The organism is uncultured Arcanobacterium sp., assembly GCF_947253055.1.
In the GTDB taxonomy this organism is placed as follows: domain Bacteria; phylum Actinomycetota; class Actinomycetes; order Actinomycetales; family Actinomycetaceae; genus Arcanobacterium_A.
Map to the genome: position 1 here is coordinate 1 of NZ_CAMXYE010000046.1, position 11198 is coordinate 11198.

Sequence of the window (11198 nt, forward strand, 5' to 3'; positions counted from 1 at the left end):
GTAAATTTTACAAAAATTTTCTGAATTTTAAATTGATGCATAAAAGTAATTGACAGTTTCTTTTTAGGCTAGTATGTTGTTTAGTAATACAAAATGTCAGTGTTGACAGGAGGCGCAGTTAATGTCAGTAAAACTTGTAGCTGGTGTTGATTCTTCAACGCAAGCTTGCAAAATTATGATTCGTGATTTGCATACTGGCAAACTCGTTCGCTCTGGTATTGCGCGCCACCGAGCCGGTACGGAAATTAGTCCGGATATGTGGCTAGTAGCTTTTCGTTCCGCTCTGGAGCAAGCTGGTGGCTTGCAGGATGTAGTAGCTTTATCAATTGGCGGGCAGCAGCATGGGATGGTTGCCCTCGATGAATATGGGCAGACAGTTCGGGATGCGATTCTTTGGAATGATACTCGTTCTGCAGCAGATGCATGTGATTTAATTAAAGAAGTTGCCTCTACAGAAGCTGGAGGGCGAGAGTTTTGGGCTCGGGAAGTAGGTACAGTACCGGTCGCTTCTTTGACTGTTTCAAAGGTGCGCTGGATGGCACGAGAAGAGCCACAAAATATTGCCAAAACGCGAGCAATAGCCTTGCCGCACGATTGGCTTACGTGGAAGATTACTGGACAAACGGAATTAGATGAACTCTACACTGATCGTTCGGAAGCGTCGGGGACGGGGTACTTTTCGCCGTTAGATAATTCTTATAAGCCGGAGCTGCTGAAGTTGGCAGCGGGAGATTACGCTGAAAATATTTTTCTTCCGAAAGTGGCAAAACCCAACCAAGTAGTTCGGGAAGCCAAAATAGCCAGTTATAAAGTATTGGTTGGCCCAGGATGCGGCGATAATGCGGGAGCAGCTCTCGGGTTGGGGCTTGAACCAGGTGAAGTGGCTATGTCACTCGGTACCTCGGGCGTAGTATCTACTATTTCTAATGATCCTACACAGGATATTACGGGTTACGTATGTGGATTTGCCGATGCTACCGGGCGGGCGTTGCCATTGGCGTGCACGCTCAATGCTTCACGGGTAATTGACCACTTCCGTAATATCTTGGGGCTTTCTTATGAAGAATTTTCCAGCGCCGCTTTGGCGGCTCCGCCTGGAGCAGAGGGATTAATCGTCATTCCATATTTTGCGGGCGAACGTACTCCGAATTTTCCCACTGCTACCGGATCTTTGTTGGGAATTAATTCGCGAAATCTTACCAAAGAAAATATCGCGCGTGCTGCTATTGAGGGAGTTTTATGTGGTGTGGGTGCTGGCATTAACGCTATGCGCAATATCGGAGTCGCAGTAGAAAGAATTACCTTAATAGGAGGTTCTTCTCAAGGAGAAGCAATTCGTAAAATTGCTCCGGCGGTGCTCGGGCTTCCAGTCAATGTGCCGGAATTTGGGGAATATGTGGCTGACGGAGCGGCAAAGCAGGCGGCATGGATTTATGCCGGAGATGAATATGCTGCGGCGTGGGCGCCACTTCTCACTTCGGAATATTCTAGTGCGCATATTCCTTTTGTGATGGAGCGCTACGAGGAAGCTAGAAATAATTTTGTGTGTGAGGAGCGAGAAATCTATTTATAAGTTTTTGAATGATGCAGGTAGGTGTCAGCATCATTCAGTATCAACCATTGAAATATTCAAAGGAGAAGACAGTGGAGATTCCTAAAACTATGCGGGCCAGCGTATTACGCGAAGTGGGCGTAATTGAAATTGAAGAACGCCCTGTACCGAAGCCACAAGCAAATGAAGTGTTAGTTAAGGTAGCGCAAGTGGGCGTATGTGGCTCCGATGTGCATTATTACCAGCATGGGCGTATCGGCGATTTTGTGGTGGAGCAGCCGCTTATTTTAGGTCATGAAGCCAGCGGAGTGATTGTAGCGGTCGGCCCGGGAGTAAATCCGGAGAGAATCGGGGAGCGTGTATCGATAGAGCCGCAGCGTTCGTGCCGAAAGTGTGAATTTTGCCGATCTGGGCATTACAACTTATGCCCTGATATGGAGTTTTATGCCACTCCACCTATTGATGGAGCTTTCTGCGAGTATGTGACGATTGAAGAAGATTTCGCTTTTGCATTGCCAGATAATATATCGGATGCGGCAGGTGCCATGATGGAACCGCTGTCGGTAGGTATATCTGCTTGTCAAAAGGGTGGTATTAAAGTAAATGATACTGTCTTGATTGCAGGAGCTGGCCCGATTGGTATTATGACCCTACAATGCGCTTTGGCCTTCGGCGCTGGGCGAGTAGTGGTATCTGATATTAGTGAAAATCGGCGGCAAATGGCTCTATCTTATGGAGCTACTGAGGCGGTAGATCCCCGCACCCACAACCTTGATGATCTTGGAGCAGAAGTATTCATTGATTGCTCGGGCGCGGAAGCGGCAATTACGGCTGGTATTCGTGCTACCCGTTCGGGTGGAACAGTAGTATTTGTAGGCTCAGCAGATGTGATTCCGCTTTCGGTACCGGAAGTGGCTATGCGAGAGCTCAATGTGACCGGTATTTTCCGTTATACCCAAACTTGGCCGATTGCTCGGCATCTTCTCGCTTCCGGAAAAGTAGATGTAGATTCACTTGTCACGCATGCATTTGGTTTAGATGAAGTGGAGTTAGCTCTTCAGCCCGAATCCACACCTAACTCTTTGAAGCGGGTAGTTATTCCATCCGTGAGGACGGTTGAAAATCATGAAAGATAAATCCCCTGCCAGTGTTCCTATCCTTTCGGTACGCCATATCTATAAAGGATTTTCCGGCGTGCAGGCGCTTGCAGACGTAGATTTCGACGTAGAGCGGGGTAGTGTACATGCGCTATGTGGAGAGAACGGCGCTGGAAAATCTACTTTGATGAAGTGCATCAATGGGCTTTATAAAGCTGATTCAGGTGAGATTCACGTCAATGGTAAAGAGGTGCATATTAAAAATCCTCTGGAGGCGCGGGAATTAGGTATTGCCATGATTCCACAGGAGCTTAATTTCGTGCCAGATATGTCGATTGCCGAATTCTTCTTTCTAGGGCGGTTGCCGAAAAAAGGGATGTGGATAGATTGGCGATATATTAACACGGAAGCGCGGAAAATTTTAGCGGAAGAAGGCTTGGCGTATGCGCCGAGTAAAAAGCTAAAAGAACTTACTATCGCCGAGATTCAGATTCTGGAAATTGCGCGTTCGGTGTATCACAACGCCGATGTAATCATAATGGATGAGCCTACTTCGGCTATTGCAGAAAAAGAAGTGGCAGCACTGTTCCAAAAGATTGCCCACCTCAAAGAAAACGGTAAATCAGTCATCTATATTTCGCACAAAATGGATGAAGTATTTACGATTTCGGATCATATTACGATTTTGCGTGATGGTTCGGTTGTGAGTACGCAGCCAGCGGAAGACATCGATTTAGATACCGTGATTTCACAGATGGTGGGGCGGGAGATTGATCGTAACGCTTATCCGAAGAGTCATATTCCTTCTGATGAATTGCTTCTGGAAGTGGAAGACCTCTGCTCTGATCGCCTTTTTAAGGATGTGTCGTTAAAGGTACATAAAGGTGAAGTAGTCGGTTTAGCCGGTCTAGTCGGTGCAGGGCGTACGGAAGTGTTGGAAGCAATTTTCGGTATGGCTGGTACAAGTAGCGGCACTATAAAAGTGCACGGCAAAGAATTCACTGCGATGACGCCGAAAAAATCGATTGGAAACAATATTGGACTTTTGACCGAAGATCGCCGTTTACAAGGTATCGTGCCGAAAATGAGCTTGCGGGAAAATACCACGCTTGCCAAGCTGAAGCAGTTTATTTATGGCGGGCTGGCTCGCATTAAGAAAGAGCGGGAAGTTACTAGTCGTTTATTTACGGCTATGAACGTCAAAGCACCCCATATGGATGTGGCAATAGATACGCTCAGCGGCGGTAACCAACAAAAGGTATTGCTGGCGCGCTGGCTTGCAGCTGATTCTCAACTTTTGCTCCTCGATGAGCCGACGCGGGGAATTGATGTGGCAGCAAAATTTGAAATTTACTCAATTATCGACAACCTTGCCGCGGAAGGGCGGGGAATTCTTGTGGTCTCTTCAGAGTTGCCAGAACTTATTGGGCTATGTGATCGCATTTATGTGATGGCAGCGGGGCGGGTTCAGGCAGAACTCCATGCAGACGACGGATTTGATCAAGAAACAATTCTTAGTTACGCCATGAATCGGGGAAAATAAAATGAAAGAAAAATTAAGGCATTTTACGAGCGGAAAATACACGATTTTCTTAGTGCTGATAGTTTTCGTAATTATCGCATCAATTTTGAATGAGAACTTCCTGGCACCGAATAACGTAACGAATATTCTGCGGCAAGTATCGGTGATTACGATTATGGCGCTGGGAGCTATGGGTCTGATTATTGGCGGCATGATCGATCTTTCCGCCGGATCCGTGATGGCTTTTTCCGGTGTAGTGGCGGTAATGGTTTACAAAGCGACCGGTAGTATGCTGCTGGCTATTTTGGCGGGAATTGCGGTAGGTGCCGCCTGTAATTTAGTGAGCGCATTTTTTGTGGCTACCTTCGACACCCCAGCATTTATTGTAACGCTGGGAATGATGATGGTGGCGCGCGGAGCAGTATTGCAGATTACTTCGGGGCAGAATCTTTTGCAGCTAGGTGACTACGTAAAGCTAGGTCAAGGGTCGTTAGGTTCTATTCCACTTCCCGCTATTTTCCTAGTAATTGCGGCAGTAATTGTGTGGTACCTAATGTCGCAAACTCGCTTTGGGCGCGGTCTGTATGCAGTGGGCGGCAATATGGAAGCTGCTCGGGCATCTGGAATTTCAGTACCGAAAGTGCAGTATCAGGTATTTCTTATGAACGGAGTGCTGGTAGGTTTTGCGGGCGTGCTCTTTATGTCGCGGGTAAATGCCGGACTTCCTAATGCAGGCGTGGGCTACGAGTTGCAAGCGATTATGGCTCCGATTATTGGTGGTACCAGCTTCTCGGGTGGTATTGGTACTACGACCGGTACTATTGCCGGTGCGTTAATTGTGGGCATATTGAACAATATTATGAACCTGATGGGAGTGAGCTCCTATATTCAGCAAATCGTGATGGGCACAATTATTGCTGTAGCAGTTACTTACGATGTGTGGAGTAAAAACAAAAAATCAACTCGCCATATTTTGGTAGAAAATTCTGATGGAACAGCAACTGGTGATACAGCGGCAGGATCTCCACAGCTGCGAAAGAGCTTAATGAATCATATTAGGAAATAGCAGCAGTGGCACTTGCTGCCAAGTACCTAATTTCTAAAAAATAACAACAAAATAGAGAACTCAATTGCGAGTTTTCGTGAAGGGAATAACGATGAAAAAGATGAAGACTCTGCTTTCGTCAATCGTCGTAGCAGCACTGGCAGTGGGCATGACGGCGTGCTCCGGCTCAGATAATGGAAAATCCGCGGGAGGTAAAGACGGCGCGACTTATCGAGTTGCATATGTTGCGCGTGCTCAAGCAGATTCCTATGCGGCATGGCTGGCAGATGAGATGAAGAAAGCGGCAGAAAAGTATCCGGATATCAAGCTTGAAGTTTTCGACGGTCAGGCAGATGACGAAACTGAAAACAAGATGATTGAAAATGCGGTAGCAAATGGTTTCGACGGAATTATTGTGCAGCCGAATAATGGAGAAGCGCAGCGTGCTTATGTAGAACAAGCAGTTGCGGGTGGTCTGAAAGTAATTACCACCAATGCCAAGATTGATAATATCGAAGGCTCTTCCACGGTTGATTCAAATCCTTATGATCAGGCTGCGGGAGTAGCAAAAGTAGCGTTGGAGAAAGTACCGAAAAATGCGAAAGTTGTGGTACTACTCGGACCGGCTGGTAACTTCCACTCCTCAGAGCGTCGGGTAGCTTGGCAGAAGGAATTCTTCGATAAGCGCCCCGATGTAAAGATTATTGCAGAAGATATTGCGAACTGGAATAAGAATGAAGCAATGGCATTTATGGAAGATTGGACTACTGCGCACGGCAAGATTGATGCGGTAATCTCCATGAACGATAATATGGCTGCCGGAGCTATTGAAGTAGTGAAGAACGATAAGAACTATGCTGATATGCAGGCATATGGAACAGACGGTGTACCTGAAGCTACTTTGCTTATTAAAGAAGGCAAGCTGACGGCCACGGTATTGCAAGACGCCAAAGAATTGGCAGAGCTAAATATGGCAGGAATGCACGCTCTGCTTACGGGCGAAAAGAAAAAGGTTGAAGACTCTATAAGCAATCCGCTTATTGATCCTTCTAATGTGCAGAAGTATATAGATCTTTATACTGAGCTGAAGATGATTAAATAAAACCCCTTAGTAAAATGAAACAAATAGCCCGGTTTGGCACCTACCAGACCGGGCTATTTGTTAGTACGTGACTCATATCATGAAAAACAAGATGCAACGCTCAAGATTTCGCAGTATGCTTATGGCAATTTGGGTCAAAATAAAAATGACGCAAAACATCAGAGAACGGAGCATATATGCAGGTCGCAGCAGGCGAAAAAAGCAGACCAGCCGTACAGGCAATAAATCCTCCTTTGGAAGTTGATTCTTTTCCTTCCGGAGAGATAAACAAATCGATGGCGAATCAACTCCCCGATGATGATTTCTCTTTTGGAGTGGTTCCCGATTCAAGCCGACGTTCCTTTTGGGCCGTCGGCTTTGTTATGCTTGGCTTCACTTTTTTCTCGGCTTCTATGTCGGTCGGAGCGAAACTAGGTATTGGTCTCGATCTGAATGGTTTTATTGCCGCCGTTACCATCGGCGGCTTAATTTTAGCCACCTTTACCGGTTCCCTCGCTTATGTAGGTGCTAAGACGGGTATGGGAGTAGATGAGCTGGCGCGGCATTCTTTCGGTAAATACGGCTCTTTCCTTCCTTCTTTCCTCATCGCCTTTACCCAGATGGGCTGGTTTGGAGTCGGGGTGGCTATGTTCGCTATCCCCACTGCGGAATTGCTCGGTATCAGCCCGTGGCCGATTCTGCTAGTGGCCGGTGGGCTCATGACGGCCTCCGCTTATTTCGGAATTAAAGCCATCGAAATCGTTTCCTTTATCTCCGTACCGCTCATTGCCGTACTGGGGAGCTACTCCATGGTTACCGCCACGGCGGCCGGCGGCGGACTCTCCCGCATCTTTGCCGGCAGCACCGGAATGCCGGTAATGGTAGGGGTAGGCCTCGTGGTCGGTTCCTTTATCTCGGGCGGCTCAGCTACTCCGAATTTCACTCGCTTCGCTAAGACCCCGAAGTCGGCAGTAATTACTACCGTGATTGCCTTCCTGCTCGGCAATACTCTGATGTTCTCCTTCGGTGCCGTAGGCGGAGCTTTCACCGGGAAAGACGATATCTTCTACGTAATGATTGCGCAGGGGCTGGCACTGCCCGCGCTCATCGTACTCGGCGCCAATATCTGGACCACTAACAACAACGCTCTCTACACCACCGGCCTCGGCTTCGCCAATATGACGAAACGCCCGAAGAAACCACTAGTAATCATCGCCGGCGTGCTGGGCACCCTGTGCGCACTCTGGCTTTACGATAACTTTGTAGGCTGGTTGAGCTTCCTGAACGCCACTTTGCCTCCGATCGGTACCATTCTCGTGGCTGATTACTTCTTACACCGGGCGCGCTACAGTGAAGAAAATACGATGCAGGTATCTTGGCCAGCAGTAGTAGCCGTCTTCACCGGTGCCGCCGCCGGCTGGGTAGTTCCCTTTGGAATCGCTTCCCTCAATGCAGTAGTGGTAGCCCTCCTCAGCTACGGTATCGGTATGGCAATTATTCGAAAAGGAAAGTGAAAACAGTGGCCAAGCAAATTTTTCAAAATCTGCTGCTGGACGGCACCCGTCTCTGTGATATGACGGTGGAAGATGGGATTATTACAGAGCTCTCTCCAGCTGGTTCTACGCCGGCTGGGCCGGAGACGAATGCGGCGCAGAATGTAGCAGAGAATGCGGCAGCGAATGTGGCAGCGCCAGCGGCAGAGATACATGATCTGCGCGGAAAACTCACTCTGCCCGGCATCGTAGAATCCCATGTGCATCTCGATACCACCATGACGGAAGGCGATCCGCACCCCAATGAATCTGGCACGCTTTTTGAAGGCATAGAGATTTGGTCAGAGCGGAAAAAGAAGCTGACAGCTGCAGATGTGAAAGAGCGGGCGCGCCGTGCAATTCGCCAGCAGGTGCGCTTTGGTGTGCAGTACATTCGCTCGCACGTAGATATTACTGATCCCAATTTGACGGCTCTGCGAGCGTTAATAGAGCTGCGGGAAGAACTAAAAGATATAGTTACTCTCCAGCTGGTGGCCTTCCCGCAGGAAGGAATCGAATCTTTCCCGCACGGGCGCGAGTTGCTGAAAAAAGCCGCTGAGTTGGGGGCAGATGCAATCGGGGCGATTCCGCATTACGAATTTACGCGCGAATACTCGGTGAGCTCCCTCAATTATGCCTTTGATCTGGCGCAAGAGTACGATCTCCTGATGGATGTGCATTGCGATGAGATTGATGACGAAGCTTCGCGTGGCTTAGAGACTCTCGCTACGCGCGCTTTCGAAGCTGGAGTGGGCGAAAAAGTTACCGCTTCGCACACCACTGCGATGCATTCTTATAACAATGCCTACTTTGTGCGGCTGCTGCGCTTACTGCAAATGAGTGGAATCAATTTCGTCTCTAATCCGATGGTAAATACCCATTTGCAAGGGCGGGTAGATACCTATCCGAAACGGCGCGGAGTGACGCGCGTAAAAGAGCTAACTGCCGCCGGAATTAACGTATCTTTCGGGCAAGACGATATAGTCGATCCGTGGAATCCGCTAGGCACTGGCTCGCTGCGCGATGTGACACTCATCGGCCTGTACGTGACCCAAATGATGGGTGCTGCGCAGATAGATAATTCCTACCGTTTCATTACTTACAATGGAGCGCGCACGCTTAATCTGCAAAACTACGATATCGCTCCCGGGAATCCCGCTAACTTTATCGTATTAGATGCCGATTCGTGGCGGGAAGCGCTCGCTTTCCATGCTCCGGTGCTGGAATCTTACCGGAACGGTCACTTAATCTATGAAGCTAGCGCTCCACAGCGTCTCTGGCATTTTTAAGCAGCTACCTTCGCAGCTACTTTACTTGCCTTCGCAGTTACTCTACCGTCACTGATTTCGCTAAGTTGCGCGGTTTATCTACGTCATAGCCGCGCGCGGCAGCCATTTCGGAAGCAAAAATCTGTAGGGGCAGCACGGTGACGAGCGGCATCATCAAGGTAGGAGTGGCTTGCGGTACCCAGAATATATTGCGGGCATATTCTTGGACGGCACTATCTCCCTCTTCCGCAATTACAATAGTGCGAGCTCCGCGCGAGCGTACTTCCTGCAGATTTGCCAAAGTTTTTGCGTGTAGCTCGGGGCGCCGGCGTGTGGGCACAATAATGAAAATTGGTAAATCTTCCGTCACCAACGCAATCGGCCCGTGTTTTAATTCTCCAGCGGCAAAACCTTCCGCATGCAGATAAGCTATTTCTTTCAGCTTTAGTGCCCCTTCTAGGGCAATCGGATAGCCTACGTGCCGGCCGAGGAAAAGCACGGAATCTTCCTCTTGGAGTTGGCGGGCAAGCGCGCGAATCTCTGCTTCTTGTTGCAGCACTTTTTCCATTCGCGCCGGCATTTTATTAAGTTCTTCGAGGTATCCGGCAATCTCATCGCGATACTTATTGCCGCGAATCTGCGCGAGATAGAGCCCGAGTAAATAAGCGGCCGTAATTTGCGCTACGAAGGCTTTCGTAGAAGCTACAGCAATTTCTGGCCCGGCGTGGGTATAGAGCACGGCATCAGATTCCCGAGCAATAGTAGATCCGTAGGTATTCACGATGGCCAGCACTTTTGAGCCTTGTTCACGGGCGTGCCGCACAGCCATAATAGTGTCCATCGTTTCCCCCGACTGGGAAACGGCCACAATAAGTGTTTTTTCTGATACCACTGGGTCGCGGTAGCGGAATTCGGAGGCGAGCTCCACTTCCACCGGAATTCTGCACCAGTGTTCAATAGCATAACGTGCCACTTGACCAGCGTAGAAAGCGGTACCGGCCGCAATTACAATTATTTTATCTATCGTGCGCAGCACCGATTCCTCGATACGCATTTCATCTAAATGCAGGCTTCCATCTTGTACGCGCCCGCGCAGCGTCTCGGCCACCGCGCGTGGCTCTTCATGAATCTCTTTATCCATAAAAGTGCGGTAGCCGTCTTTTACCGCAGCGGAAGCATCCCAATCTACTCGATATTCGCGCCCTTGCCGTTCTTTCCCTTGGAAGCTGAGCAGGCGCACGGAAGTAGGAGAAAGCTCAACCACTGTATCTTGCGGTACTTCTAAAGCGCGGCTAGTTTCCGAAATAAAAGCGGCAATATCGCTGCCCAGGAAGTTTTCACCTTCCCCTAATCCCACTACTAAGGGGGAATTGCGCCGCGCAGCGGCAATGATTCCAGGATTTTCTCTATCCAGAGCCACTAGTGTAAAAGAACCGCGGAGAATCTGCACTGTTTTTAAGAGTGCGGAAGTCAGGGCGGTGGCAGAAGTATCTCCTGTATCTTGTAGCTGTAAAGCGAGCAGATGAGCCACGATTTCGGAATCAGTGGCTGATACGGGGCTGATGCCGCGTGCCTGTAATCCGGCCGCGAGTTCCTGGTAATTCTCAATAATTCCGTTGTGTACTATTGCCACCCGTCCGTCAAAAGAAAGATGGGGGTGGGCATTAGTGTCGGTGGGAGTGCCGTGGGTGGCCCAACGAGTATGCCCAATAGCGGCGGCAGCGGGGGGAAGCGGCGCAGTCTCTAACTCTGCGCGCAGATTATCTAAACGGCCGGCTTTTTTCCGCACTTCTAGGCCCGCAGTTCCAGCTACTGCCACTCCGGCAGAGTCGTATCCGCGGTATTCTAAACGGGATAATCCGGAGATTACCGTAGTGAGCGGGCGTTTTCCATCTTTATTTTGGCCGGTACCCACCGGGGCACCTACATATCCAACAATTCCACACATGCTAGTTAAAATAGCTCAGGTGGTGAAAGGAGAAAAGTATTTTGGAAAAAAGGTGATGAATTTCTACTATTGAACTTTTAGTGTTGAATTTCTACTGTTGCGCCTTTTCCACATCCGCATCGACCCAGTCGAAAGTGCGGGTAACTGCTTTCT

At 49.0% G+C, this 11198-nt stretch carries 8 protein-coding genes; 7 read left to right on the top strand and 1 reads right to left on the bottom strand.

The window, feature by feature from the left end; all coding sequences use genetic code 11:
* Window positions 1-121: 121 nt before the first annotated feature.
* From Q0X35_RS04160 to codA, 7 genes are all read left to right on the top strand, one after another.
* Entirely contained in the window at window positions 122-1573 is a 1452-nt protein-coding gene (locus Q0X35_RS04160; protein ID WP_297565855.1) for a xylulokinase, read from the top strand.
* Window positions 1574-1644: 71 nt separating this feature from the next.
* Complete coding sequence (locus tag Q0X35_RS04165; RefSeq protein WP_297565856.1) at window positions 1645-2688, top strand: NAD(P)-dependent alcohol dehydrogenase; 1044 nt, start codon at window positions 1645-1647, stop codon at window positions 2686-2688.
* Window positions 2678-4192: a sugar ABC transporter ATP-binding protein gene (locus tag Q0X35_RS04170; protein WP_297565859.1), complete on the top strand. Its 1515-nt coding sequence runs from the start codon at window positions 2678-2680 to the stop codon at window positions 4190-4192. The genes Q0X35_RS04165 and Q0X35_RS04170 overlap by 11 nt, the downstream gene beginning before the upstream one ends.
* A 1-nt stretch (window position 4193) precedes the next feature.
* Window positions 4194-5237 (top strand): ABC transporter permease, encoded by a 1044-nt coding sequence (locus tag Q0X35_RS04175; protein ID WP_297565862.1) that lies wholly within the window; start codon window positions 4194-4196, stop codon window positions 5235-5237.
* Between the two features lie 91 nt (window positions 5238-5328).
* Window positions 5329-6318, top strand: a complete 990-nt coding sequence (locus Q0X35_RS04180; RefSeq protein WP_297565865.1) for a sugar ABC transporter substrate-binding protein — start codon at window positions 5329-5331, stop codon at window positions 6316-6318.
* Between the two features lie 176 nt (window positions 6319-6494).
* Window positions 6495-7811, top strand: coding sequence for a cytosine permease (codB, locus tag Q0X35_RS04185; protein ID WP_297565874.1), 1317 nt, complete (start codon window positions 6495-6497; stop codon window positions 7809-7811).
* A gap of 5 nt (window positions 7812-7816) precedes the next feature.
* On the top strand, window positions 7817-9118 hold the full coding sequence (codA, locus tag Q0X35_RS04190) for a cytosine deaminase (RefSeq protein ID WP_297565876.1): 1302 nt from the start codon (window positions 7817-7819) through the stop codon (window positions 9116-9118).
* Window positions 9119-9155: 37 nt separating this feature from the next.
* Here the strand turns inward: codA and glmS are convergent, their stop codons facing one another.
* Window positions 9156-11045 carry a glutamine--fructose-6-phosphate transaminase (isomerizing) gene (gene glmS / locus Q0X35_RS04195; protein ID WP_297565880.1) on the bottom strand — a complete coding sequence of 630 codons (1890 nt, stop codon included), beginning with the start codon at window positions 11043-11045 and terminating at the stop codon, window positions 9156-9158.
* Window positions 11046-11198 lie beyond the last annotated feature (153 nt).